The sequence below is a fragment of the Cupriavidus sp. a3 genome (assembly GCF_051015765.1).
In the GTDB taxonomy this organism is placed as follows: domain Bacteria; phylum Pseudomonadota; class Gammaproteobacteria; order Burkholderiales; family Burkholderiaceae; genus Cupriavidus; species Cupriavidus oxalaticus_A.
Genome location: NZ_CP170644.1, coordinates 974,360 through 999,714, shown reverse-complemented (window position 1 = coordinate 999,714; position 25,355 = coordinate 974,360). Strand labels below are relative to the sequence as shown.

At 68.8% G+C, this 25,355-nt stretch carries 21 protein-coding genes; 11 read left to right on the top strand and 10 right to left on the bottom strand.

Annotation, left to right across the window (positions count from 1 at the left end):
• Nucleotides 1–124 precede the first annotated feature (124 nt).
• Complete coding sequence (locus ACAD63_RS26380) at nucleotides 125–445, bottom strand: AMP-binding protein (RefSeq protein ID WP_434034600.1); 321 nt, start codon at nucleotides 443–445, stop codon at nucleotides 125–127.
• Nucleotides 446–504: 59 nt separating this feature from the next.
• Here ACAD63_RS26380 and ACAD63_RS26375 point away from each other — a divergent pair, with 59 nt between their 5' ends.
• From ACAD63_RS26375 to ACAD63_RS26355, 5 genes are read left to right on the top strand one after another with little or no spacing between them, the layout of a single operon-like run.
• Nucleotides 505–1,458 (top strand): hypothetical protein, encoded by a 954-nt coding sequence (locus tag ACAD63_RS26375; RefSeq protein ID WP_195427796.1) that lies wholly within the window; start codon nucleotides 505–507, stop codon nucleotides 1,456–1,458.
• A complete protein-coding gene (locus ACAD63_RS26370) occupies nucleotides 1,455–2,339 on the top strand; it encodes a HesA/MoeB/ThiF family protein (protein ID WP_195427797.1) in 885 nt (294 codons plus the stop codon). Before ACAD63_RS26375 ends, ACAD63_RS26370 begins: the two co-directional genes overlap by 4 nt.
• The gene (locus ACAD63_RS26365) at nucleotides 2,332–3,603 is read left to right on the top strand and encodes a hypothetical protein (RefSeq protein ID WP_195427798.1); all 1,272 of its coding nucleotides are present in this window, start codon (nucleotides 2,332–2,334) and stop codon (nucleotides 3,601–3,603) included. Before ACAD63_RS26370 ends, ACAD63_RS26365 begins: the two co-directional genes overlap by 8 nt.
• Entirely contained in the window at nucleotides 3,600–4,736 is a 1,137-nt protein-coding gene (locus ACAD63_RS26360; RefSeq protein ID WP_135702801.1) for a GNAT family N-acetyltransferase, read from the top strand. The genes ACAD63_RS26365 and ACAD63_RS26360 overlap by 4 nt, the downstream gene beginning before the upstream one ends.
• Nucleotides 4,730–5,746: a hypothetical protein gene (locus tag ACAD63_RS26355; RefSeq protein WP_434034599.1), complete on the top strand. Its 1,017-nt coding sequence runs from the start codon at nucleotides 4,730–4,732 to the stop codon at nucleotides 5,744–5,746. Before ACAD63_RS26360 ends, ACAD63_RS26355 begins: the two co-directional genes overlap by 7 nt.
• On the opposite strand, the gene ACAD63_RS26350 is transcribed toward ACAD63_RS26355, so the two are convergent.
• The 6 genes from ACAD63_RS26350 to pgaA form a co-directional block, all read right to left on the bottom strand.
• Complete coding sequence (locus ACAD63_RS26350; RefSeq protein ID WP_133094558.1) at nucleotides 5,743–7,386, bottom strand: c-type cytochrome; 1,644 nt, start codon at nucleotides 7,384–7,386, stop codon at nucleotides 5,743–5,745. The two genes, ACAD63_RS26355 and ACAD63_RS26350, sit on opposite strands and share 4 nt — an antisense overlap.
• A 121-nt stretch (nucleotides 7,387–7,507) precedes the next feature.
• Nucleotides 7,508–8,827 carry an oxalate/formate MFS antiporter gene (gene oxlT, locus ACAD63_RS26345; protein WP_133094557.1) on the bottom strand — a complete coding sequence of 440 codons (1,320 nt, stop codon included), beginning with the start codon at nucleotides 8,825–8,827 and terminating at the stop codon, nucleotides 7,508–7,510.
• A 653-nt stretch (nucleotides 8,828–9,480) separates the two neighbouring features.
• Nucleotides 9,481–9,975, bottom strand: coding sequence for a poly-beta-1,6-N-acetyl-D-glucosamine biosynthesis protein PgaD (gene pgaD, locus ACAD63_RS26340; RefSeq protein WP_135702804.1), 495 nt, complete (start codon nucleotides 9,973–9,975; stop codon nucleotides 9,481–9,483).
• Nucleotides 9,972–11,309: a poly-beta-1,6-N-acetyl-D-glucosamine synthase gene (pgaC, locus tag ACAD63_RS26335; protein ID WP_434034598.1), complete on the bottom strand. Its 1,338-nt coding sequence runs from the start codon at nucleotides 11,307–11,309 to the stop codon at nucleotides 9,972–9,974. The genes pgaD and pgaC overlap by 4 nt, the downstream gene beginning before the upstream one ends.
• The gene (gene pgaB, locus ACAD63_RS26330; protein ID WP_434034597.1) at nucleotides 11,306–13,336 is read right to left on the bottom strand and encodes a poly-beta-1,6-N-acetyl-D-glucosamine N-deacetylase PgaB; all 2,031 of its coding nucleotides are present in this window, start codon (nucleotides 13,334–13,336) and stop codon (nucleotides 11,306–11,308) included. Before pgaB ends, pgaC begins: the two co-directional genes overlap by 4 nt.
• Before the next feature lie 14 nt (nucleotides 13,337–13,350).
• On the bottom strand, nucleotides 13,351–15,867 hold the full coding sequence (gene pgaA / locus ACAD63_RS26325) for a poly-beta-1,6 N-acetyl-D-glucosamine export porin PgaA (protein ID WP_434034596.1): 2,517 nt from the start codon (nucleotides 15,865–15,867) through the stop codon (nucleotides 13,351–13,353).
• 921 nt (nucleotides 15,868–16,788) lie between these two features.
• On the opposite strand from pgaA, the gene ACAD63_RS26320 reads away from it, so the two are divergent.
• Both ACAD63_RS26320 and ACAD63_RS26315 read left to right on the top strand, forming a co-directional pair.
• Nucleotides 16,789–17,481 carry a cytochrome c biogenesis CcdA family protein gene (locus ACAD63_RS26320; protein WP_135702807.1) on the top strand — a complete coding sequence of 231 codons (693 nt, stop codon included), beginning with the start codon at nucleotides 16,789–16,791 and terminating at the stop codon, nucleotides 17,479–17,481.
• Between the two features lie 61 nt (nucleotides 17,482–17,542).
• Entirely contained in the window at nucleotides 17,543–18,073 is a 531-nt protein-coding gene (locus tag ACAD63_RS26315; RefSeq protein WP_133094552.1) for a thioredoxin family protein, read from the top strand.
• Between the two features lie 38 nt (nucleotides 18,074–18,111).
• Here the strand turns inward: ACAD63_RS26315 and ACAD63_RS26310 are convergent, their stop codons facing one another.
• Entirely contained in the window at nucleotides 18,112–18,630 is a 519-nt protein-coding gene (locus tag ACAD63_RS26310; protein ID WP_434034595.1) for a M23 family metallopeptidase, read from the bottom strand.
• A gap of 266 nt (nucleotides 18,631–18,896) precedes the next feature.
• On the opposite strand from ACAD63_RS26310, the gene ACAD63_RS26305 reads away from it, so the two are divergent.
• Entirely contained in the window at nucleotides 18,897–19,211 is a 315-nt protein-coding gene (locus tag ACAD63_RS26305) for a zf-TFIIB domain-containing protein (protein ID WP_133094551.1), read from the top strand.
• 57 nt (nucleotides 19,212–19,268) lie between these two features.
• Here the strand turns inward: ACAD63_RS26305 and ACAD63_RS26300 are convergent, their stop codons facing one another.
• Nucleotides 19,269–20,903 carry a hypothetical protein gene (locus ACAD63_RS26300; RefSeq protein ID WP_135702809.1) on the bottom strand — a complete coding sequence of 545 codons (1,635 nt, stop codon included), beginning with the start codon at nucleotides 20,901–20,903 and terminating at the stop codon, nucleotides 19,269–19,271.
• A 169-nt stretch (nucleotides 20,904–21,072) separates the two neighbouring features.
• Between ACAD63_RS26300 and blaOXA the strand changes: the two genes are divergently transcribed.
• Entirely contained in the window at nucleotides 21,073–21,912 is an 840-nt protein-coding gene (gene blaOXA / locus ACAD63_RS26295) for an OXA-1206 family carbapenem-hydrolyzing class D beta-lactamase (RefSeq protein ID WP_135702810.1), read from the top strand.
• Between the two features lie 14 nt (nucleotides 21,913–21,926).
• Here the strand turns inward: blaOXA and ACAD63_RS26290 are convergent, their stop codons facing one another.
• Nucleotides 21,927–22,271, bottom strand: a complete 345-nt coding sequence (locus ACAD63_RS26290) for a hypothetical protein (RefSeq protein WP_133094548.1) — start codon at nucleotides 22,269–22,271, stop codon at nucleotides 21,927–21,929.
• A 221-nt stretch (nucleotides 22,272–22,492) separates the two neighbouring features.
• Here ACAD63_RS26290 and ACAD63_RS26285 point away from each other — a divergent pair, with 221 nt between their 5' ends.
• A complete protein-coding gene (locus tag ACAD63_RS26285; protein WP_434034594.1) occupies nucleotides 22,493–23,755 on the top strand; it encodes an ROK family protein in 1,263 nt (420 codons plus the stop codon).
• Complete coding sequence (locus ACAD63_RS26280) at nucleotides 23,742–25,343, top strand: sugar ABC transporter ATP-binding protein (RefSeq protein ID WP_434034593.1); 1,602 nt, start codon at nucleotides 23,742–23,744, stop codon at nucleotides 25,341–25,343. The genes ACAD63_RS26285 and ACAD63_RS26280 overlap by 14 nt, the downstream gene beginning before the upstream one ends.
• Nucleotides 25,344–25,355: the final 12 nt, after the last annotated feature.

Below are 25,355 nucleotides of genomic sequence, written 5' to 3'. Positions count from 1 at the left end.
GTCCGGATCGTTGCGGTGACACCAGAGTAGGCCGGCGGGGTGGCGCCGGAGACGTACAAAGCGCGGGATGGCCGGGGAGTACAGTCTTGCCGGGCGGCCGGGCCGCCGCCCATGCGAGGTTGCGTCAGGCCGGCTGGCTGCCGGCCTGGCCGTGCCTATGCAGCACAAGCGACGTGCGCGGCAGGTTGCACCTGGAACAGCGCGCGCCCACGGACCGCAGGTTGCGGTGTGACAGCGGCACGCCCTTGGGAACGCCGGTCGAGCCCGAAGTGAACAGGACCCGCCCCGTCTCTTCGTCACCGATTGCGGCATGGGCGGCGCGCACCGCCGCGCTGCGCTGCGCCGTGACTTCGGCACCTGCCAGTGAGGCCCAGGGCAATTGCCCGGTCACGGCCTTGTCGAATTGCGTACTGGCCCCGATCTTGTTATATGCTGCGCCCTGCACCTCCGTTTCCCGGAGTTACTGGACCGCTTACATAAGAACAAGGCATCGGGCAGACCTGCATGTTCCAAGTCATCCGTCGAATCCGCCAGCGGCTGCGCTACCTGGACCTGACCCTGAACGCCAGCCGCAGCGTGCGCATCCGGGTGGTCGAGCGGCCCGGGCTGTGGATGGACAGCGCCCGGCTCGACGCCATGCTGGCCCAGATGCGCGGCGTGGTGCGGCGGGGCATCGGCAAGGATCTCGACTACGGGGTGCTGTCCGGCGATCCCGAGCGGCTGCGCCGCGCCGTGGTCACGCTGCTCTACGACCGGGACAGCGGCCATCCCATCGCCTTCAACGCGCTGTCGATCATGCCGATCGAGGTCAGGGGACGGCCGGTAGAGGCCATCCACCTCGGGCTGGTGATGGTCGATCCCGGCTATCGCACGCAGGGACTTTCCTGGGTGCTGTACGGCCTGACCTGCATCCTGCTGTTCTTCCGCCGCGGCTTGCGCCCGATCTGGATCAGCAACGTGACCCAGGTGCCGGCGATCATCGGCAAGGTGGCCGAAGTCTTCGTCACGGCGTATCCCAATCCGTTCGCGCAGTCGCGGCGCAGCTTCGAACACCTGAGCGTGGCGCGCGAGATCATGAAATCGCACCGCCATGTCTTCGGCGTCGACGCGGATGCCGGCTTCGACGAGGCCCGCTTTGTCATCACCGACGCGTATCGCGGCGGCTCGGACAACCTCAAGAAGACCTTCGACGCGGCGCCCAAGCACCGCGACGAGCGCGTCAATGCGCTGTGCCAGCGCGAGCTCGACTACCAGCGCGGCGACGACTTCCTGCAGGTTGCGCGGCTGGACCTGGCCAGCGCGCGCAAGTACCTGCTGCGCGAAGTCCCGCGCGACTCGCTGCCGGCGATCTTGTCGCAGGTGGCGTTCCTCGCGCTCGGCCGGATCGTCCTGCCGCTGGTGCATTGGCTGAACCCGCGCGAGCCGATGGGAGACTTGCGCGCAAGGAACCACGCATGACCGCATCGCCTGCCTTTTCTTACGAAGAATTCACCACCCGCAATATCGGCTTCGTGACCGAGGCCGAGCAGCAGCGGCTGCGCGACGCGCGCATCCTGGTCTGCGGCGTCGGCGGCATGGGCGGCGCCTGCCTGCAGGCCCTGGCGCGCATGGGCGTCGGCGGCTTTGCGCTGGCCGACTTCGACGTGTTCGAAGTGTCCAACATGAACCGGCAGGTGTTTGCCAGCCTGGCCACCGTCGGCGTCGGCAAGGTCGAGGCCACCGTCGCGCAGCTGCGCCAGGTCAACCCCGCGCTTCAGATCGAGATGCTGGGCGAGGACTGGCCGGGGCGGCTCGATGACCTGCTGGCGCGCTACCCGATCGTGGTCAACGGCATGGACGACATGGCCGCGGGCATCGCGCTCTACCGCAAGGCGCGCGAGCATGGCGCCACCGTCATCGATGCCTATACCGCGCCGCTGCCCTCGGTCACCGTGGTGCGGCCGCACGACCCGCGGCCGGAGACGCGCCTGGGCTATCCGACCGCCGGCATGGACTGGCAGGCGCTGACGCCGGAGATCCGGCAGGCCTGCCTGGGCAAGGAGCTGGAGTACGTCATGGTCCATTCCAGCTCGGTCCGCCATGTCGATCTTTCGATTGCGAAGGACCTGCTTTCGGGCAAGCGCAAGCGCATGTCGTTCGCGCCGATGGTAATCACCACCGGCAACCTGATGGCCTTCGAGGCAGCCAAGCTGGTGCTGGAGCGGCCGAGGCTGGCGGATGCGCGCGGCTATTTCTTCAACCCGTGGACCATGCGCGTCGAAACTCCGCGCAATGCGCTGGCGGCGTGGCTGGTGCGCGCCGCGGTGCGCCGCTTCATGGCGAGGCTGTTCCGTGATTAACGCGCTTGCCAGCGATGTCACCGTGACCTGGCTGGGCGCACTGGGCTGCGGCCTCTACCTGCATTTCCTGTGGACACGCCGCGAAGCTGGCACCGGCACCGGGTTGTTCCTGTTCGGCGTGCTGACCGCATTGCTGGCGGTCCGGGGCTTTGCCTGGCTGCTCGGCGGACCGCATTTCGGCCCACTTCTCGGCCCACTTCTCAGCCGACTACTCGGCCGGCTGGTGTTCGCCGCGGCCACGCTGCTGCCGATCGCGACCACGCTGTTCGCCGAACAGCTGCTGCGGCGCCATCATCCGTTGTGGCTGAAACTGCTGGCGCTCGGTGTGTCGGTGGTGTTCTTCGTCATCAACCTCGTTGCCGACCTGTCCGCCAACGTGCCGCTGCTGCTGGCCTTCCTGGCCTGCTATGCGATGGTGACGGCGAGCAACGGCTGGTTCCTGCTCTGGCTGCGCGATGCCGACCTGTCCAGCAATGAAGAGCGGCTGGCGCGCGCGGTGGTCGTGGTGGTGGCGCTGGCCGTGCCGCTAATGGCGACGGATTTCCGCGAGGAACTTGGGCATGTGCCGGTCCGGCTGGGCGCGCTCGGGGCGCTGGCCTTTGTCTACGTGCTGCTGAACCTGTCCGATTCGCAGCGCGTCGTGCGCGGGCTGCTCGCGCATATTGCCACCGCGCTGGTCTTTGCCGTGGTCCTGGCCGGTGCCATGGCGCTGGCGTCGCACGGGCCGGGCCAGGGATTCTGGCAGGCCGGCGTGCGCGGCATGCCGGTGGCACTGGCCTGGGTGTTGCTGACCGCCATCTTTGTCCGCATCCGCGCTGTGTCGCTCGCTGGCGACGGCAACGCCTTCCTGCGCTGGCTGCTCCATGCCCGGCTCGATACGCCGGACGGCTTCCTCCATTCGCTGCGGCGCCTGCCGCAGACGGCCGACCATGTGGTGCTGGGCGACGCCGAGCTGGCTGGCTATGCACTGGGCGAGTTGTTCGCGCTGGCCGGCAAGCGGCGCGAGCCGGTGTCGATCGGTGATGCCAGGGGGTGGGCCCGGCAGCCCCAGGCAAGCGGCGTCGGCAACGGCATCGAAGCCGCGGAGCAACTGGTCGACCTGATGGAGCGCCACGAGATGACCCACGCCCTGCTGATCGCACGGCAACCGGCCATGGTGGTGCTGCTGAACCTGCCGCAGGGCGCCAACGCCGCCATCGGCGAGCTGCGCGCCGCCGTGATCCTGCGGCTGGCGCGGCACCTGCGCCGAGAGGAGGCCGCATGACCGTGGAATTGCGCGAAGGCGATTTCGATGCGTTCTTCACCGCGCCGTTCGCCTGCTATGGCGACCAGACCCATTTCGTCTCGCCGATGAAGGGCGACCTCGCGCGCGCGCTGGATGCAGCGAAAAACCCCTTGTTCCGGCAGTTTGCGCGCCGCACCTGGTACACCGCGCACCGCGACGGGCAGATCGTGGGACGCATCCTGGCCCATGTGCACGATGCCTCTAACCGGCGGTACGGGCAGAAGCGCGGATATTTCGGCCTGTTCGACTGCATCGACGACATCGCCGTCGCGCGTGCGCTGCTCGATGCGGCTGCCGGATGGGCCAGCCGGCAAGGCTGCGACGAGCTGGCGGGCAGCTTCAACCTGACCATTACGCAGATGATCGGCATCGTCACCGATGGCTTCGGGCACGCGCCGTACACCTACCAGGAATACACGCCGCCGCACATTGCCCGGCTGCTGGAAGCCTGCGGCTTCGAGCGCTTCTTTCCGATGCGCACCTTCGAGATGGACGTGCGCGGCTACGACCCCGAACAGTTGCTAGGCGACCGGCAGCGTGCGCTGGCCAGCGATCCGGACTGGCGTTTCGCGCCGATCCGCCGCCGCGGCTTTGAAGGGCGCCTGCGCGAAGCGTGCGCCGTGCTGAACGACGGCTTTGCCGGCAACCCGATGTTCGTGCCGCTGACGGAAGCGGAATTCCTCTACCCCTGCGCCGGCATGATGTGGATCATCGACGAGCGCCTGTCGTACACCGCGTATTACCGCGGCGAGCCGGCCGGCGTGCTGCTGTGCGTGCCGGACCTCAACCCGTTCCTGCGTGCCACCGGATTCCGGCTGACATGGTCGACGCTGTGGCACTTGCTGCGGTTCCGCGCCAGCCGCAAGCGCGCGGCGGTGATCTTTTTCTCGGTACGCCAGGCGTTCCACGGCCAGGGCGTCAACGGCGTGCTGCTGCATCGCCTGCTGACGGCGATGCGCGATGCCGGCTATTCGCACCTGGGCATCAGCTGGGTGTCCGATACCAATGGCGCAAGCCTGCGGCAGATGGAAAAGCTGGGCGCCACCGAACTGCACCGCCTGCACCTGTTCCGCCGGGCGCTGGCGCCGGAGAATGGCAACCTACGATGCTGACACCAGACCAGCAACTGGCCCTGGTCGCGCAGGCCGCGCGCGCCCCGAGTGCCCACAATATCCAGCCGGCCCGCTGGCACTTTGCCGGCGACCGCATCCTGCTGCTGGAGGATCCCGCGCGCTGGCTGTCCGTAGGCGACCCGACCGGCCGGGATAACCGGATCGCGCTGGGCATGGCGTGGGAAGGCATGGCGCTGGCGTTGTCGGCCATCGGCTTTGCGCTTTCGCCGCCGGAGGTCGCGGCACTGCCCTACCCGCCCGCGGCTGCCGGCCCGCGCGTCGCGGCCACAGGCGAGCTCCGGCCGGGCGCCTGCACCGATCCGCTGGCTGCCGCCTGTGAGCAACGCCGCACCTGGCGCGGCACGTTCGCGCCTGCCGACGCCGCGCAGCTCGCGGCCATGGACCAGTGCATCGCCACTCATGCCCCGGTTGCCATGGCGGCGGAGCCCGCCAGCACGGCGCAGATCGCCAGCTGGCATGAGGCTGCCGCCGCGGCCGCCTTCCACGACCCGGCCTTTGTGCGCGAGCTTTACCACTGGATGCGCCTGTCCCCGCGCGCCGCTGGCTGGACCCGCGACGGACTGTCGGCCGAGTGCATGGCGCTGTCGCGCTGGGAAGCGATGGCAGCGTCGGTGGCCCTGCGTCCGGCCGTAGTGCGCGCGCTGTCGGCGCTGTCGCTGACCGGCCTGCTGGCCGCGGACGCCGCCAAGGTCAACAGCGCCGCCCGGATCGTGCTGATCCACGCCGCGCACGACGTGACAGACTTCGAGGCCGGGCGCCGCTGGTACCGCTTCTGGCTGGGCATGGCCGCCCTCGGCTTTGCCGGCGTGCCGATGTCGGCCCTGTCCGATTCGCCCCGCTACGCGGCATTGCTGACGGACCACCAGGCGCTGCCAGCGGGCCACCGGCTGGTCAACGTGATGCGTTTCGGCCCCGCGCCTGACGCGGCGATTCCGCGCAGCGCCAGGCTGCCGGCGGCGGAATTGCTGCAGGCGGACGGCCCGCGCTAGAGCAGCTTCAGGAATTCCAGCAGCGCATCCTTGTCGCTTTCCGGCAAGGCGCTGAACTCCCGCTCATGGCCCCGGTTGTCCCGCCCCGTGGTCGCGGTGTCATAGAGCACCGGGCTTGACCACGGCCGGTAGTCCGGAGGATAGGCCCACGCGCCCTGCGCATCGGGCCGCCCGGCAATGCCCACTTTGGCGTAGTCCAGCGCATGCCCACCCACCCAGAACCGGCGCGGCCGCGCCTCCGGATGCATCAGGTGCCACAGCGTGGGCACCGAGCCGTTGTGCAGGTAAGGCGCCGTCGCCCACAGGCCCGACAAGACGGGCGCCACATAGCCGCCGGTGTTGGCCGCATCGATATGCCTGCCCAGCGCGGAGCGCCCGATGGCCTGCAGCAGGCTCGCATCGATCGCCTGCCAGCGCGTGGCATCGGTGCCGAGTTCCGCCTGCGCCACCAGCCGGTTGGGATAGCTGACCAGCCGGGGACGCGCCGCGTCCTGGGTGTAGCTGCCATGGCACTGCGCGCACTGCGCCGCGTAAACGCCGGCGCCGCGTGCCGCGCGGCCCCGGTCGACCGGTCCGGGAAACGGCGGCGGCGTGTAGCCCGCCATAAACCGCATCACGTCCTCCACCTGCGGGATGGCGCGGCTGGCGCGATCCGGCGGCATGCCCATGGTCGGCACGGTAAAGAAGGCCACGATATGCGCGAGACGCCCGGGATCCATGGCCGCATCCGCGGCAACCGGCGCAAAGCGCGCCGCGCCCTTGTTGGCATAGACCCCGTCATAGAGCAGCGACGAGCGCAGGCGCCGGTCGCCCAGTTCCGGGATCGAGGTCGAGCCGCTCGCGCCCGTCCCGGCGGAGAGCAGATGGAACTGGAACTTCAGCGCCGCCACGCCATTGGTGCTGCCGGCCGCGCCATTGCTGAACGGCAGCGGCGCATCGCCGCTGGCCGCGAGTTCGTCGATGCGCCTGACCAGCCGCGGCCAGACGAACTTGCGGATGGTCGCCAGTTCGTCCGCCGAGGTATCGGGATACAGCTTCGGAATGGCGACCAGCAGCTTGTCGGGGTCGGACTTGACCCGCTTGACCGCGAGGTAGACCGCGTTGACGAAGCCATCGAGATTGAGCGAGGTATTCGGCAAACCCAGCCACACCTTGCCGCTGGGCTGGCCGTCCTTGCCGTAGGTCACGCCCGCATGGCACGCCGCGCACCCCAGGTTAGAGACTTCCAGCCGGATCCTGGGCAGGTCGCGGCCGACGGTGCCGCTGACGATGCCGAGCGGCTTGTCGAAGCGCGGCTGCTGCGCAAGCGGCCAGTTCAGGATGCCGTCGGGATAGACAAACCCGAACTCCCGCAGCGCGCGCCGCAATGTCTGCGGCGCAGGCACCGCATCCGGGGCGTTGGCAAGCACCAGCGCGGTCGTGGCCAGCTTCCATGGCAGCGCGTTGGATTCCAGCGTGTCGGTGCTCAGGCCGCCGAAGTCGTCGAACACAAAGCGCGCCGCGCCGATCTGCGCCGGCGTGCCACTGCCGGCAAACTCCCGCATGGCCGAGGATTGGCCATCGGCATAGCCGCGCAGGAAATCGCAGCCTGCGAGCGTGGACAGCAGCAGCCCTATGGTGATTGCGCGTGCGAGAGGCATCGAGATCGCCGGTGGATCGAGCTTCGCATTCTAATCGGTGACGCCCAAAAAAAGCGGGCTTCCGAAGAAGCCCGCCCAGCCAACTACAGTGGATCCGTCTATCTGAAGCGAGGCGCGTGGACTAGGCCGCCACCTGCGCGCCGGCTGCGGCAGATTCCTTCGCGAACTGCTGCCTGGAGGTCGCAACGTGCGAGGCCAGCACCGGCCGCAGCACCATGATGGCAAGGAACGCAGCGGTCAGGTCCATTGCCGCCACCGTGTAGAGCACCGTCGACCAGGTGCCGGTGGCTTCCATCAGCAGGTTGCCGATCGGCACGAACAGTGCGCCGATGCCCTTGGCGGTGTACAGCACGCCGTAGATCTTGCCGATGTGCTTGGTGCCGAAGGCATCGCCCGCCAGTGCCGAGAACAGCGAGTAGACTTCGCCCCAGGCCAGGAACACCACGCCGGACAGGATCAGGAAGGCGTACGGGTCGCTGCCGAAGTAACCCAGCGCGATGATGCCCAGCCCTTCCAGCGTGAAGGCGATCACCATCGTCTTCTCGCGGCCGATGTTGTCCGAGATCCAGCCGAACAGCGGACGCGAGATGCCGTTCATGATGCGGTCGAGCATCAGGGCGAGCGGCAATGCGGCCATCACGAAGAAGTGCAGGTCAACCTTGAATTCCTTCACGCCAAGGTCCTTGGCGATGACGCCGAGCTGGGCCACGGCCATCATGCCGCCGGTGACGACCAGCACGAACATCACCAGCATCAGCCAGAACAGCTTGGTGCACAGCGCTTCCTTGAGGGTGTAGTCGCGCGTGGCCTGGGCCAGCTTCTTCGAACCACGCACCTCGCCGGTCTTGGGCGAACGCAGGAACCATGCCGCGACGAAGGCGAGCGATCCTTGCAGCAGGCCGAAGAACAGGAAGGTGTGCTGGAAGCCCTGCGACTCGATCATCGCCGCGATCGGCAGGATGGTCGCCGCCGAGCCCGCGCCATAGCCGCCGGCGGTCAGGCCGACCGCGAGGCCGCGGCGGTCCGGGAACCACTTCAGCGCGTTGTTGATGCAGGTCGCATAGATGGAGCCCACGCCCAGGCCGCCGACCGCGGCGCCGACGTAGAAGCCCATCAGCGTGGTCGCCTGCGAGTTGATGACCCACGCCGTGCCGATAAAGAGCGCGCCGAAGGCCACCATCATGCGCGGCCCGAACTTGTCGATGAAGTAGCCCTCGATCGGCGCCAGCCAGGTCTGCACCAGCACGAACACGGTGAAGGCGATCTGGATGCTGGCGCGTGACCAGCCGTAGGTTTCCTGGATTTCAGGCACGAACAGCGTCCAGGCGTACTGGATGTTCGCGGTTGCGATCATGCAGACCACGCCGACGACCAGCTGGATCCAGCGCGTGGACTCCGGAGCGTGATTGGGGTGCAGGGCCCCTGCGTTTGCGTTACTCATAGCGCACTCCTTGAACCGTGTGTTTCGGGAAATCCGTGGGGATGGACGAAGGTGGGGACGCCATGCGCGTCAACTTGCAGGTGGCTCCTGGCATTTTCTGTCTCCTGTGTCGTTGGCATTTACTGCCTTTTATTGCGACGCCATATCGACGTCTCCCGCACTCACCTGTTTTCAAAACTACGAGATGCGATGGGATACACAGTATGTGATATATCAAGCGAGTTCAAGACGAACCGGCGCAGGGTTTTCACTAGCCCGCTGATTAATGAGGAATATGGCTATAACACCGGATTCAGGTCATTTCCGCATCAGTGCGAAAGGCGTATGAATAAACGCGTCACATTCCTGGAACTCAATAGCCGCGCGCCTTTCAGGGAAGTATTGACGGCCATGGCAAAAGCATGTCAAATGCTGGCCAGCCGAGAAACATTGCGATTTTGTAATGTTTCGGGAAAAATCAGGGTTTTCACCAGCCCGAATCAGAAACGGGCAAAATAAGATTCCTGATTAATATCGATCAGGAATAATCGAGGATAAAAAAAGGCCCGCAGGCGTCCCGGCGGGCGGAGTCATGATGCGTGACATCAGCCGCAGCATGTCACGTATTTATAAGCGATTATCCGGAGTAAATAAACAAGGTCGCGACTAATGGATTACCCGTTGTCCGGGTCGACGCTTTTCCTCCGGAAAGCGCCCACACAAGGGGAGCCGCTCGCATGGAAGACGCGCACGCCGGCGATGCCGCCGTCGTGGTCGTGGTCGACGACCGCCACCTTGGCCTGCTGCAGCGCCTCGACGCGCTGTTCCGGCAGGCCGAAGCTGGCCGCCAGCTCATCGCCGCCCAGCGGCGGCAGCGGCTTGCGGCGGTCCATGCCGGCGAAGCGGATCTGGTTGTACAGGGCCCACACCAACAGCACCACGCCGTTGAACACGCCCACCAGCACGTACACCGACAGCGTGCCCATGGTGGGCATCATCGCGGACCAGAACGGCACGTCGAGGCCGGACGACGCTCCCGCCAGGATGTCGCGGATGCCGCTGGCGAAGAGGTAGAAGAACCCGGTCCACGCCAGCGCGGTCAGCACCGCGTCGAACGCCCAGCGCAGCGGTGCGCGCCGGGTACGGATGATCATGTTGTCGGGATTCATGACGATTTCATCGATTGGATGCCGCGATCGGGACTGTCCCAGCGCGCACGCTTGCGCCGGGTCTTGAGCATGACCTTGGGAAAGGCCAGCAGCGTGGTGAACATGCCGACCAGCCAGTACGCCAGCGGGTACCAGATGATCCAGTACAGCGTGCGCCCCAGGCGCGGCTCGTAGCGGCGGTCGATCGCCACGCTGATCATGAACTGCAATATGCAGACCGCCGCCAGCACCATGCCGGTAAAGCCCGGCGGCATCAGCTTCTGGATGCGGATATGCTCCGGCAGCTCGACGAAGTGCCCCAGCGCCCACAGCACGATCGACATGGCAAAGGCAAAGGCCCAGCCCGCCGACAGGCAGTACTCCGCCATCAGCGGCCACAGCCGGCGGTGGCGCCAGATCCAGATCGAGCGCACGTTTTTCATGAACACTTCGGCGCCGCCCTGGGCCCAGCGCAGCCGCTGCTTGAACAGGCCGCGCACGGTCTCGGGCATCAGGATCCAGCACAGTGCGCGCGGCTCGTAGAAGATCGACCAGTGGTCGCGCTGCAGCTTCCAGCTGATGTCGATGTCCTCTGTGATCATGTCCAGGCTCCAGTAGCCGACGCGGTCCAGCGCGCGGCGGCGGAACGCGGCGACCACGCCGGACACGGTAAAGACCTGCCCATAGACGCGCTGGGTGCGCTTGATCAGCCCGATGATCGACGAGAACTCGCCGACCTGGATGCGCCCCACCAGCGTGGACCGCGTGCGGATGCGCGGGTTGCCGGTGACCGCGCCCACGCGCGGGTTGGCCACCATCGGCGCGACCAGGTAGGCCGCGGCGTCGGGATCCAGCGCCGCGTCGCCGTCGATGCAGACCAGGTATTCGCCGCGCGCCGCCAGCGCGCCCATGCGCAGCGCCATGGCCTTGCCCTGGTTCTGCGCCAGGTGCACCACGCGCAGCCGCTCATGGCGCTGCGCCAGCGCTTCCAGCACGGCGCCGGTGCCGTCGCGCGAACCGTCATTGACGGCGATCACCTCGAACTCGGGATAGCGCTGTCCCAGCGCGGCCAGCAGCGTCTCTTCGCCGTTCTGCTCTTCGTTGTAGCAGGGCACCAGGATCGAGATGAACGGTGTGCCGGACACCTGCGGCGCCTCGCGCTGCTCGCCCCCCCGCCACTTGCGCTCCCAATGCAGCCAGAAGTACACGCCGCCGGCCATCCACAAGCCGGACATGAACAGCGGATAGAAGAACACGAAGGCCAGCAGCAGGTCGCCGGTGGCAAGCGCGGCCAGCGCGAACGGCAGCGCCAGCGCCAGGCACAGGATAACCAGGGCAAACAGTCTTTCGATCATGGTGCGGGGTACCAGGCGTTAGACAGCGCCGGGCGGATCAAGTCGAGCCGGGGCTGGTTGTTCAGGAAGTCGTCGGGGTAGTAGCCGAAGCTGCGCGCGCCGCGCCACTGAAGGCGCTGCATCCAGCCGGCCAGCACCTTGCTGTCGACTGCGCCTGCAACCCCACCTTCTGGCTTGCGCCAGTCGCGCGCCTGCAGCTCGAACACCGTGCGCCGCAGCGCGCCGGGGTGCTGCGCCACCGCGTCGACGATGCGGTCGAGCCATTGGTGCTCGTGGCCGCGCGGCACCTGCTCCATGAACGGCATCGCCATCGGCGCGGTCCAGTCGTATGCGGCCAGGAAGTCGTCGAGGTTCTGCGCGAACCAGGCTTCGCTGTCCGGCTGCAGGATGGGCATGGCGAAGATATTGCGCGCGGTCTTGATCGCCGGGCCGCGGATGGCGCGCACACGCTGTGTCAGTTCCTGCGTGAAATCGACCAGCGCACGGCTCTTCATGCGCGTCCAGCGCTGCATCGTTTCCGGGTCGGCGCGCAGCGCGGCAATGTTGTCCGGCAGCCCGGCCTTGCGGTACGCCGCCAGTGCCGGCGCGCTGGCGTCCTCGAAATCGCTGAGGATGGCGTCGTCGTGGAACAGCAGGCCCTGGAAGAAGGCGTGCCGGGCCAGGTCTTCATAGACCTCGGCGATGCGCTGGCGCGCCACCGGGTCGAACGGCGACAGGCGGCGGTATTGCTTCGCGTCGACCCCGGCGCGATTGGTGGCCGGGTCCCAGCGGGTCACGCGCGGCAGCGACGGGTCCATGTCGAAGCTCAGCACCGGCATCCAGGCGTAGACCTTGACTTTGGCGCGGTTGCCGAGTTGCCATGCCACGCGGTTGAACAAGTCCGCGCGCATCGGCAGCCAGCGGTTCGGGAAGTACACCGACCGGACCAGGCCGCTGCCATCTTCGTCGGAGAAGGCCTGCAGGAAAACCGTGTTGATCTTGAGGTCGTAGATACGCTGCACCAGCCGGTCGAGGTTGCGATCGAGCTGGGCCGGGTCCGGATCATAGACGTAGTCCAGGTCGACGTGCGCGACGCGCATGGCGCTCGGCTCTTCCATCGTCGCCACCGACTGCGCGAAGCCGGGCACGCCGGGATCGCCGGTGACTAGCATGCGCGGGCCGGACATCAGCTTGTCGACGCTGGCCAGGCCGTCTTCCAGCGTCAGCGCCATCTCATAGCCGTTCTCGCCGACGATGCGCAGCGCGGTGCCTCCTTCGGCGCCGTACGGCCATACCCAGACGCGCACCGGCTTGCCGGTGACGGCATGGACTTTCTTCGTGATGCGCTGCATGTCGGTACGCACGCGCGCCGCGTAGGTTGCGTCGGTCTCGTAGCGGCCGGTGCCGGCATCGAAGGCGCGCACCGCCGCGGCCGGCTCGGTATTGCCCTGCGGATTGGCGTTGATGCCGTAGTGCAAGGCGTCCGTGTGCGCGCCGATCTCGACCAGCCCGGAGGCGGAAATCTCGCGCAATTGCTGCCAGGTCAGCAGACGGTCGCGAGCGGTCGGCGTGCCGCCGAAATCGACCGGCTGGCCCACTGGCGTGTCGAGCCACGCACCGACCGGCGCCAGCACCGCGGGCCAGCGGTAGGCCTTCAGGATCGGCAGCACGCGCGCATGGAAGCTGCGGTAGCCGTCGTCGAAGGTCAGCAGCACCGCGCGCGCCGGCAACGGCTTGCCGCCGCGGCGCGCGGCCAGCACCTGGTCGACCGAGACCGCCTGGTAGCCGTTCTCGCGCAGCCAGGCCAGCTGGCCGATCAGGTGGTCGGTACGCACGCTCAGGTAGGCCTGGTCGGGATCCCTGTCTTCGACGTCGTGGTAGGCCAGCACCACCAGGTGGTTGTTCGGCCAGGGCTGTTCGGCGGCGGCGAGCGGGCGCTGCGCCGGCGGCGTGAACACCGGGATGTCCTTGGCGCAGCCGGCCAGCAGGCATGCGGCCAGCAGCAGCCAGAGCAGGCGGCGCCAGGCGCGCTGCGGGAATCGTGTCATGGCGGGGGTCCGGGTCAGAATCGATAGGTCAGGTCGAACACGATGCGCAGTTCGCGCTCGCGCTGGCCGTCATAGGGCCGGCTGCTGGCGGTGACGGTGGCGCCCACGTCGAACACGCCGTTGGTGCGGTAGCGCTGGCCGTAGCCGAGCAGCAGGATCGCGCCGGTGCCGAAGCCTTGCTGGCTGTAGGTGCCGGCGCCGCCCAGGAACTGCTGCTCCCAGGCGGTCTCGTAGCGGCGGTACAGCGTGTGCGTGAGCCGGGCCGACGGCAACACCGTCAGGTCCGCGCGCGGGCTGTAGTACGGCACGTCGGTGCGGCTGTTGCGCGAGCTCCACAGGTCCACCAGCAGGTCGGCCTTCAGGTGCGGCGCGGCGTAGATCCGCTGCACGCCGGAGATGCCGCCTTCGAGCCGGTCATTGCCGTCGCTGAAGTGCGACGGCGCCACCGTCAGCATCCACTCGCTGGCCTCGCTGGCGCGCCAGCGGCCGTAGACCTGCACGTTGTTGGCGTAAATGCCGTTGAGCAGCGCCCGCAGCGGCGTGGCGGTCGAGCGCATCGCGGCCGAGGCGCCGATGCGCCAGCGGTCATCCAGGTCATAGTCCACCGCCACCTGGCCGCCCTGGCGCGCGCCATAGCCATATCCGTGCGTGGACAGCTCGGCCTCGACGGTCAGGTCGCGCACGCGCCGCTGCACGCCGGCGCGGGCCCAGCGGTAGTCGACACGCCCTTCGTCGAAGCGGCCGGTGGCATAGCCCACGCCGCCAAAGGCGCGCCAGTCATAGTGGATCGGCGGCGTGTACAGCACCGACTCGATGCCGAAATTGCCGTCGCCCACCACCGGGCTGTCGTTGGCCAGGCCGCGATAGCCTTCGATGCGCAGCTCGGCCTTGTTGTGCACGGCCCACTCGCGCGCCAGGCGGCGGGCGGCCAGGTCATCAGGGAAGCGCGCCAGGGTATCGTCGCGCAGCATTTCCGCCTGGCGCCATTCCTGCAGGTCGAGCGCGGCGTGGCCCTGCTGCACTTCCACCGCGAGCGCGCGCGGCGCCAGCGTTTCGGCGGCCTTCAGTTCCTGCTCGGCGGCGCGCGGCCAGCCGCGCGCCAGGTAGACATTGGCCAGGCCCACGCGCAGGCCGGAATGGCCGGGCGCGTTGCGCACCAGGTCTTCCGTGCGCTGCTGGGCCTGCTGGGTGTCGCCGGCCTGCAGGAGCGCGAGCGTGGCGGTCTGCTCGGCGGACAGCCACAGTTCGTTGGGCTGGCGCGCCGGCTGGCCGCGCACCCGGCGCCATTGCGGCTGCTCGGCGCGGGCCTCGCTCACCGCCTCGCCCGCCGGGTCGAAGGCTTCGGCTTCGGCGTTGGCGTAGTACAGGCCGGTCTGGGCCTTCAGGCGCGTTTCGGGGTCGAGTCCGGGCGGATAGGCTTCGCGCACCTGGCGGAACAGTTCGGCGGCCTGCTCGGGGTGGCGCAGGTAGAGGTAGGCCGAGGCCACGTCGCCCAGCACGTAGACGGGCACGGCGACACCCTCGGCGCGCAGCGCCTCGTAGCTGTCGACCACGTCCTGCATGCGCAAGCGCGCATGCAGCGCGCCGAGGCGGTCGATGCGGGCGCGGCGGTACAGGGCCTCGCTTTGTCCTTCCTTGTTGCCCTGCCCCTGCAGTGCGGGCAGCAGCGCGTCATAGCGCGCCAGCGCGCGGTCGGCGATGGCAAAGCGCTCGGCTTCCATCCGTGTGGGCATGTCGGCCAGCCGCACCAGTTCGGCGGCGGCGTCCAGTTCCAGCGTCTGCCGGGCCGCGGTGTCGAACAGTGTCGGCTGCTCGCCGGCGACGCGCAGCGCGGCATCGGGCAGCCCGGCGCGCTGCAGCGCGCCCACATGGGCGCGCACGGCGTCGGCGCGTTTGGGTGCGCGGGTATAGGCCTGGTCGGCCTCGAACAGGGCCTCGTAAGGTTCGCCGGCGCGGGCCTGCGCATAGGCCAGCGCGAGGCGGCTGTCGACATCATCCGGCTGCTTGCGCACCAGGGCCTGGCCAGCGCTGACGGCTTCCGCGGCCTGGCCGCTGTCGGCCAGCACGCCGACCTCGCCCAGCGCGAACACCGGCTCGGCGGGGTAGCGCTGGCGTCCTTCGCGGTAGCGTGCCAGCGCCTCGTCCCAGCGCTTCTGGTCGCGCAGCGCGCCCGCCGCCGCGGCCAGCACCTGCGGCGGCGCGGTGCGCGCGGCGCCCGCCTGCTCCAGTTCGCCGTAGGCGGCCAGCACCTCGTCGGAACGGCCGGCCCAGCCGGCGATGATGATCCGGTCAAACGCCGCGCGCCGGTCCGAGGGAGCGCTGGCCACGCGCTCGCGCAGCATTGCCAGCGCACTGCCGTAGTCGCCGGCGCGGGCGCGCTGGATCAGGGCTTCGTATTCGGCGTCAGCCTGCGCGGGGGCCGGCATGCAGCAAAGTGCCGCCGCCAGCCCGGCCGCGAGCCCGGCCGGCATGCGCCGGCGCAAGGCCTTGCGCCGGGCGGGACCGGTGCCGGCGCACGAAGGTTGCGTCATCAGTGAATCCATGGGATCCGCAGCCTGTCTCATCTATGCCCGAGCGCCGGCTCGCCTGCTGGAAGCGGGCGCGCGCCTGGGGTCCGTTATCGGCAGATGACATGCGGCACGGAGACACGGAACCCGATCGGGCCTGGCCGCAGGAGAGAGGCGGCAGGACAGGCCTACGGGATCCGGCGGGTACCGAGGAACCACGCCGGATGGCCAGCCCGCGATGGGCATGGCGTCGTGCAGACGCTACCTCCGCCGGTGGCGGGGTGCGTTGCCGCAAATCGGGGGAAAGTGTAAGCGCGTGGCGAAAATCAAATCGTGAACATTCGCAAACACATTTACAGCTTGCATCAAATTCCCGGGGCGAATTCTTGCCGCATTCCGCGGCTCGGGACAATACCCGTTCGGGGGAAACATTACTCGGTTCTGGCCAGGCGCCTTGCCTGGCCTGGTGTCGCGAGAGCCGCGGTAAAGCGGGGGGGGGTAAAGCGGGAGTTTCCGGGGCGGATTTGGCGGGGTATCAGGTAATGTCCGACATAACTCCTCGCGCACGAATATCTTGATTATTCGCTGGCTGGCAGGTGTCCGGAATTCGATAAATCAGCCCAATGGCGGATTTATGGTGGTAGAAATGCCGCCCTTTGGCGGCATTTCACCGGCCCCAGCGGGCCACCTGGCCGTCGATGCCCATTTCCAGGCCGCTGACGCGCTCAGTGCCTGCGGCCAACCCGCCACTTTGTATCGCACTGTATCTGGCGCGGCGCCGGACATGAAATCTTGCATTCCGGCCGCTGCCCGGAAACAAGCGGGATACGCGCGGGCGCTCCAATGCGGTCATCGACCCGACCGGAGCCCGACGATGACCTGCTGCCTTGCCCTGCCTGCCCCTGCCGCGCGGTGTGCCGCGCCGCGCCCCCGCAGGAGCCGCCAATGATCGACGCACTGCTTGCCTTCCTCGCCGGCGTGCTGACGATCGCCTCGCCGTGCGTGCTGCCGGTGCTGCCGATGCTGCTCGGCGCTTCCCTGGGCCAGTCGGACCGCCTGCGCCCGCTGGCCATCGCGCTGGGCTTCGTCACGGCGTTCTCGGCCTTCGGCATTGCCTTCGGCGCGCTGTCCAGCGCCTTTGCCGACGCCCACGGGGTGGTGCGCAACGCCGCCATCCTGTTCCTGCTGGCGACCGGACTGGCGCGGCTGTGGCCGGCCGGCTTCGCGCGGCTGACGGGGCCGTTCGGCGGTATCGCCGAGCGCCTGGCGGACCGGCTCGGCAGCGTGGGCGGCAGCGGCATGGCCGGCGGCTTTGTGCTGGGCATGTCGCTGGGCGTGGTCTGGACCCCGTGCGCGGGGCCGGTGCTGGCGTCGATCCTGGCGCTGGTGGCCAAGGCCCAGGACCTGCAACGCGCCGCCGCGCTGCTGGGGATGTATGCCGCCGGCGCGGCTATTCCGATGCTGTTGATCGCCTATGGCGGCCAGTTCGCCACCACCCATGTGCGCCGGCTGGCGCGCCATACCCAGCGGCTGCAGCAAGGCTTCGGCGCGCTGGTGGTGGCCACGGCCGTCGCCATGTACTTCCAGTACGACACCCTCGCCGTCGCTTGGCTGACGTCGCTGGCCCCGCTGACCTGAATCCACCAGCGGAATCTGTTCGCTGAACCCTTCCCCCACTGTCTGACACGGAGACTGCACCATGCACCGCATCCTGCGTACCCTGCTTGCCGCCACCACCATCTTCGCCGCCACCCACGGCGCTCCCGCTGCCGCCGCGCCGGCGGATTTCGGCAAGGCGCCGGAATTCACCGGCATCGAGAAATGGCTCAACTCCGAACCGCTGACCCTTGCCGGACTGCGCGGCAAGGTCGTGCTGGTAGATTTCTGGACCTACGACTGCATCAACTGCATCCGCACCCTGCCCCATGTGCGCCAGTGGTACGACAAATACCGCGACAAGGGGCTGGTGGTGGTCGGCGTGCATACGCCCGAGTTCGGCTACGAAAAGTCCACCGCCAATGTCCAGGCGGCGATCAAGCGCTTCGACATCCGCTACCCGGTGGCGCAGGACAACAAGTACGCCACCTGGAACGCCTGGCACAACCAGTACTGGCCGGCGCTGTATCTTGTCGACGCCAGCGGCAACGTCGTCTACAAGCACTTCGGCGAAGGCAACTACGCCCAGACCGACGCTGCCATCCAGAAGGCCCTGGCCGACGCCAGGCCCTGACTCCTCCGGCGCGCTCCTGCGCGCGGCGCAGCCCCCGGCTAGCGCCGCGGCGCGCCGGCTGTCGGGGGCGGCTTCAGCAGCGGATACGGGTTGATCGCACCCCCGGCGGCATAGATGCCGTAGTGCAGGTGCGGCGGCGTGCCGCGGGCGTTGCCGGTGGTGCCGACATAGCCGAGCACCGTGCCCGGTGCAACGATATCGCCGGCGCGTATTGCCGCGTAGTCGTCGAGGTGCGCGTAGTAATGCATCTGCCGGCCCGGTCCCATCACCCAGACCACCTTGCCGCCGAGCGAATTGGTGCCGACGCGCGAGACGATGCCTTCCGTGGCCGACTGCACCGGCCGGCCGCGCGGCGCGAAGATGTCGATGCCTTCATGCTTGCGCCCGCCGGAGCGCGCGCCATGCCACGTGTCGCGCAGCGCGCGCGGGGCGACGCCTTGCACCGGAACCGGCAGCGCGCTCGGCGCCGGGCGGGCCGCCAGCCGCATCGCGTAGATGGCGCGTTCGAGCTGGGGCTGCAGCCATGGCCAGGCGGCCCACAAGATCGCCGCCACCATCGCCGGCGCTGCCAGGCGCCCGATCAGCGGCCGGCGGCGCGGCGCATCGCCATACGGCGCCGATGCTGGCGAAGCGGACGGTTCAGGAGCCGGTCCGCGATGGGGATCGAATTGAGGCATTCCGGTTCGACGGCGGCGCGGCCGACAAATTCCGCACGCCGCCACGTGGCGTGCGCGTCTCTGCGCAGGCGACAGCCGCACACTGGCGAACCATTGCCGGGCGGGCCGGTCATACCTCGACTTATCGACAGCAACGAGGAGAAGGCATGGATTGTCCGGTGTGCCCGCAAACGCAACTGGTGATGTCCGAAAGGCAGGGCATCGAAATCGACTATTGCCCGAAATGCCGCGGCGTATGGCTGGACCGCGGCGAACTCGACAAGATCCTGGAGCGTTCGGTCGCCGCGGCGCCAGCGACGCAGGCCGTGGCGCCCGCTGCGCCGCCCCAGCAAAGCTACGGCGACCGGGACCGCGGCCATGAGTGGGGCCGCGCTCGTCATCATGACGGGGACCGCTATTACGACGAACGCCACCAGAAGCAATATCGGAAGAAGAGCATCTGGCACGAGCTGTTCGACTGAACGCTGGCTGCGCGCGATGCCGCGCAATGAATACGCCGGCGATCCCGCTATCCCCCGCTATCCCTTGCGCCGCCGGCGCGCCACCTCCGCCGCCGCGTCGCGCAGTTCCGGCGGCAGCGCGCGGATCTCCGCCGCAAAGAACGCCCGCTCGGCCGCGCGCAACGCCGGCAACTGCGCTGCCAGCCGCTCCACCGCCGCGCAGGCTTTGGCGGTTGCGCCTTGCTCGTGTGTCAGGTACCAGGCCGACTCCAGCAACAGGTTGGCCAGCTGCAACGGCCCCAGGCTGACATGGCCCGCGTCGTGGTCTTCCAGCGCAAAGGCGGCCACGGCCGACCAGCGCACGAATCCCTTGGCCGGAGCAAACGGCGCGTGGAAGGGCCGCAGCGCATCAATGGCATCGGCTACGGACAGCGGGCGCTGGCGGCGAAAGGCGGCCACGCTCTGCACGCCCTTGCCCTCGCCAGCATCGCCGGGCGCATCCGGCCCGCAGCTGCCGCGCGCGATGCGCAACAGGAAGATCGCGTTCCACGCGGTGCCGCCGCCCACCCCGAAGCGGTCGCAGATCCATTCCGACAACCCCAGCCAGCGCATCGCCTGCCGCTGCACCGCGCCGGCATCGAGCGCGCGGCCGGGGTCGGCCAGCCCATGGCGCCAGAACAGCCACAGGCACAGGCCGATATTGGCCGCGGCATGCTGCACGGCGTCGACCGAATCGGCTTCGTAACCGGCTTGCAGCGCTGCCGCGAAGGCATCGAGGGCACGCTGCGCCGACAGCGCCGGCGCCACGCTGCCGGCTGCGGCCTTGCCCATCGCACCGGCCTTGTACAGCAGCCCTTCCAGGTTCAGCACCTCGAAGCGCAGGCGCGGGTTGTAACGCACCGCCGGGGATAGCTCCGGATCCGCACGCAGCGCGGCCAGCCCGGCGCCGGCGCCGTCGTGGTCGCCGCGCGTATAGCGGGCCCAGGCGCGCACCACGTGCGCCATCGCCGCGAAGGTGGGCACGGCGGCGCCGGGGCTGCCTGCCCGGGACAGCCGGTCAAAGCGCGCCAGCGCGGCGCGGCTCTGCTCGAGGCTGCCGCAGCGGCGCCAGGCCAGGCTTTCCTTCAGCAGCGACAACGCCTGCTGGAACGGATCGCCGGCGCTGCGCTGTGCCACGCGGAACGCTTCGGCCACGGCGGTGCCGTGCGCGCCGGCATAGCCGTCCTGCGCGCTGCGCATGGCCTGCGTCAGTTCGCTCCAGAAGGCCATGTCGCGCATCACGTAGGCCGCGCCGTCCGCCATGCCGGACTCTGGCGCCCCCGCCTCGGCAAAGCCCAGCTGCCGCGCCAGCGCCGCCGGGCCCAGCGTGCGGCCGTGCGCGACGAAGCGCAGTTGCCGGGCCTGCGCCGCCGTCATCCAGAACGGCCCGCGGCTGCGCTGCGCGGGGTTGGCCGTTGCCGGATCGCGTTGCCGGTCCGCGCCCCAGCCCAGCGTCACGCCCCACCGGGCAAAGTCCGCGAAGGCGCGCGATACCAGCATGCGCAGGTTGGCGGCGGCCGGGAAGGCGCTGCGCACGGCCGCCGCTGTCACATCACCGCCGCTGCGCTGCGCATGCCAGGCGCGCGCCAGCAGCCAGACCGACTGGAAGCGGGCGGGCTCGCCATTGACGCGATAGGGGGCGCGGACGTCGATGCAAAGCAAGGCAGCGGACATGGGCTGGAGCAGTAGCAGGCTGGAGGCCGGAGAGGATGCGACGCCGTCATGTTACGCAGGTTACAGCGTGCGCGGTTGGCGTGCGTGGAGCGCTCTCCTATGCTGCGCACCACGGTCCGGGCCCGGATTGCCACCAGAGGATTCCTATCCAACCCAACACGTTACTGCCATGCCTATCCGAATCGCCCGTTTGCTGTCCCCGCTGGCCGTGGGACTCGCCCTGCTCTCTTGCGCCCTGCCCGCCACCGCCGCACCGCAAGCTGCACCGCTCGATGCGGAAGCGCTGTTCCGCCAGGCCGGTACCAGCGGCACCATCGTCGTCCACGACCTGCGCCGCGATCGCGTGCTGACCTACAACGCTGCGCGCGCGGCCAGGCCGTATTCGCCTGCGTCGACCTTCAAGATCATGAATTCGCTGATCGGCCTGGACAGCGGCGCCGTGGCCGACATCGACCACGACAAGCTGCCGTGGGACGGCAAGGTCTGGCTGGTCGGCGGCAAGGCTGTCCTGCCCGAAGCCTGCAATGCCGACGTGCCGCTGCGCGTGGCCTTCCCCAACTCATGCGTGCCCGCCTACCAGGCGCTGGCGCGACGGGTCGGCAGCCCGGCCTACCAGCGCTACCTGACCGCCTCGCATTACGGCAATGCCGACAGCTCGGGACCGGTCGACCGCTTCTGGCTCAATGGCCGGCTGCAGATCTCAGCCAACCAGCAGATCGATTTCCTCAAGGGGCTGGTGCAGCGCACGCTGCCGTTCTCGCCGGCCGCGTTCGATGGCGTGGACCGGCTGACGGTGACAGAACGCACCGCAGGCTATACGCTGCACGCCAAGACCGGCTGGGCCGATTCGGCGCAGCCGGCGGTGGGATGGCTGGTGGGATGGGTGGAGCGCGGCGGAGACAACTACCTGTTCGCGCTCAATCTCGATCTCCTCAAACCCGAGCACGCCAAGGCACGGATGGAGATTGCACGCGCGGCGCTGCGGCAGGCCGGGGCGCTGCCGGATTGAGTTGCAGCCGACGCCTACGGCACCGTCCCGCCGAGCTGCCGCAATAGCTTCTTCACGATGTCATCGTGCAATGCCAGCGCGGCAGCGAGCGTGGGCGCGCCGTAGCTTTCGTTGTCCTGCTCCCCCATGCCAGTCACGCGGGTCACGAACAGCGGCGCTTCCCCTGATGCCTGCGCCAGTCCGCGAAAGCGCGTGGTGACCACGCCGCCGCTGTCCTGCAGCAGCGTGCGGCGGAACACCGGATCGTTCTCAGCCATCCAGCGCTCCCATTCCTCACGTGCCGCCACCTCCACCGGCCGGTTTTTCAGGTCCAGCACGTAGTAGCGGCTCCACTGGCCAGTCTCGGCGCGGGCCTTCATCTCTTGCTCCGGGTTGCTAGTTTCGGTCTGTCTTTACGCTAGCCAGCCAGGCGCCGCCGCGCAAGCGCAGTGTTCCAAAAGCCACTCCAGCCCGCCTGCGCGCTTTCACCCACGGGTTTTCCCGCAGTTGAGTTCTGCCGTCGAGTATTCTTTAATTCAACCTGAATTAATTAATACCGAGCCGACGCCCCCACCAGCGTCGGCCAAAGGACGGAGACAACATGACCGCATCCAAGGCAGGCCGTGGCGTGAATTCCGCCAGCTTGCGCCTGTACAACGAACGCGCGCTGCTGCTGGCGTTGCGCCGCGCCGGCGAGGCGTCGAAGGCCGATCTGGCGCGGATGGCGCAGCTGACCAACACCGCGGTCGGCAGCATCGTGCAGACCCTGGCCGACGAAGGCCTGGTGGAGCAGGCCGGCCGCCGCACCGAGGGCCAGCGCGGGCAACCCGCCAGCCTGATCCGGCTCAAGGCCAAAGGCGCCTTCGGCATTGGCGTGAGGCTCGACCGCGGCAGCATCGAGACCGTGATGGTGGACTTTGCCGGCGAGCTGCTCGCCAGCCATGCGCACCAGCTGGTCCTGCCTCATCCCGAGCAGGCGCTGGAACTGGTGCGGCGCGATATCGACGCGATGCGCGCCCGGCTCAGCCCGGGCGAGCAGAAGCGGCTGCTGGGAATCGGCGTGGCGCAGCCCTATAACCTTGGGGCGTGGCTGCGCGAGCTCGACGTGCAGGGCGAGGACTTCCAGGCAAGCTTCCGCGCCTGGGACGAGGCCGACTTCGCCGCGATGCTCAACGCCGTCACCGGCCTGCCGGTGTTCAGCGAGAACGACGGCACCGCGGCCGCGGTAGCCGAGCTGTTCTACGGGCGCCACCACGCGCAGCATTTCCTCTATGTGTTCCTCGGCCCCGCCATCGGCGGCGGCGTGGTGATCAACGGCGACTGCGTGCGCGGCGTTTCCGGCAATGCCGGCGACATCGCCATGATGCCGGTGCCGCCCAGCACCCTGCCGTCAGCGCCGACGCCTGCCGGCAAGCGCCGCGACCTGCTGCTGTCGCGCGCCTCGCTCAATGCGCTGACGCGCCACCTGCGCTATCACGGCGTGGCGGTCGACGGCCATGCCGACCTGCAGCGCCAGGCCGAGCTGGGCCACCCGGCGGTGGCGCAATGGATCGACGACTGCGTCGACGCGCTGGCGCCGGCGCTGCAATCGGCGCTGGCGGTGCTGGACGTGCCGCTGGTGATCTTCGACGCCGACATCGACGGCGGGCTGGTGCCGGCGCTGATCGACCGGCTGCAGCAGGCCCTGAACGACAGCGCCCCGGAAGCGCGCACGCCCGCCACCGTGGTGCGCGGCTGCTTCGGCGCCAACGCCGGCGCGGTCGGCGCGGCGTCGCTGCCGATGTTCATGAATTTCTCGCCGCGTGCCGAGCTGCTCAAGGGCGCCTCGGCCATTGTCCCGGAGGCCCGCCATGCCATGGTCTGAAGCATCACGCACCCTGCCCCAGCCCCAGCAGCAGCGCCCCCATGGCGCCGCCGCTGCCGCGCCGCTGCTGGCGCTGCGCAATATCTCCAAGACCTTTCCCGGCGTGAAGGCGCTCAGCAATGTGCAGCTGACCGTCTACGCGGGCGAAGTCCATGCGCTGATGGGCGAGAACGGCGCCGGCAAGTCGACACTGATGAAAATCCTCTCCGGCGCCTACACCGCCGATCCCGGCGCCGAGTGCCGCATCGCCGGCGAGCCGGTCGCTTTCGGCGGCCCGGCCGCGGCACGCGAGCATGGCATCGCGGTGATCTACCAGGAGCTGAGCCTGGCGCCGAACCTGAGCGTGGCCGAGAACATCTACCTCGGCCGGCATCTGCACCGCCATGGCATGGTCGACCGCGCCGCGATGGCCAGCGCGTGCGAAGCCACGCTGGCGCGGCTCGGGGCGGACTTCACGCCAACCACGCCGGTGCATACGCTGTCGATCGCGCAGCGCCAGCTGGTCGAGATTGCGCGCGCGGTGCATTTCGAGACGCGCATCCTGGTGATGGACGAGCCCACCACGCCGCTGTCGACCCGCGAAACCGACCGGCTGTTCGCGCTGATCCGCCAGCTGCGTGCCGAAGGCATGGCGATCATCTACATCAGCCATCGCATGGCCGAGATCGACGAGCTGGCCGACCGCGTCACGGTGCTGCGCGACGGCTGCTTCGTCGGCACGCTGGAGCGCGACAACCTGACCCGCGCCGCGCTGGTCAAGATGATGGTGGGCCGCGACCTGTCCGGCTTCTACACCAAGACCCATGGCGAGACACGCCAGGGCGAGATCATGCTGTCGGTGCGCAATATGTCCGATGGCCGGCGCGTGCTGCCGTGCAGTTTCGACCTGCGCGCCGGCGAAGTGCTGGGGCTGGCCGGCCTGGTCGGCGCCGGCCGAACCGAACTGGCGCGGCTGATCTTCGGCGCCGATGCGCGCAGCGCTGGCGCGGTGTTCGTCGCCGGCACGCCGCTGGCCATTTCGAGCCCGCGCCAGGCGATCGACGCCGGCATCGCCTACCTGACCGAAGACCGCAAGCTGCAGGGGCTGTTCCTGGATCAGAGCGTGCACGAGAACATCAACCTGATCGTGGCGGCCCGCGACGCGCTGCGCGGCGGCCGGCTCAACCGCGCCAGCGCCCGCCAGCGCACCACGCAGGCAATCCGCTCGCTCGGCATCCGCGTGGCGCACCCGCAGGTCAACGTCGGCGCGCTGTCAGGCGGCAACCAGCAGAAGGTGATGCTGTCGCGGCTGCTGGAAACGCGGCCGCGCGTGCTGATCCTGGATGAGCCGACGCGCGGCGTGGATATCGGCGCCAAGGCGGAGATCTACCGGCTGGTGGACGAGCTGGCCCGCTCGGGCGTGGCCGTGCTGCTGATTTCCAGCGAGCTGCCGGAGGTGGTCGGCCTGTGCGACCGCGTGCTGGTGATGCGCGAAGGCGAGCTGGTCGGCGAAGTGGCTGGTTGTGCCGATGCGGCTGGCATGCAGGAACGGATTATTGCGCTGGCGACCGGGGCGGGTGGGGACATTCAACCCACCACACTGCATTGACGGTCCCCGCGG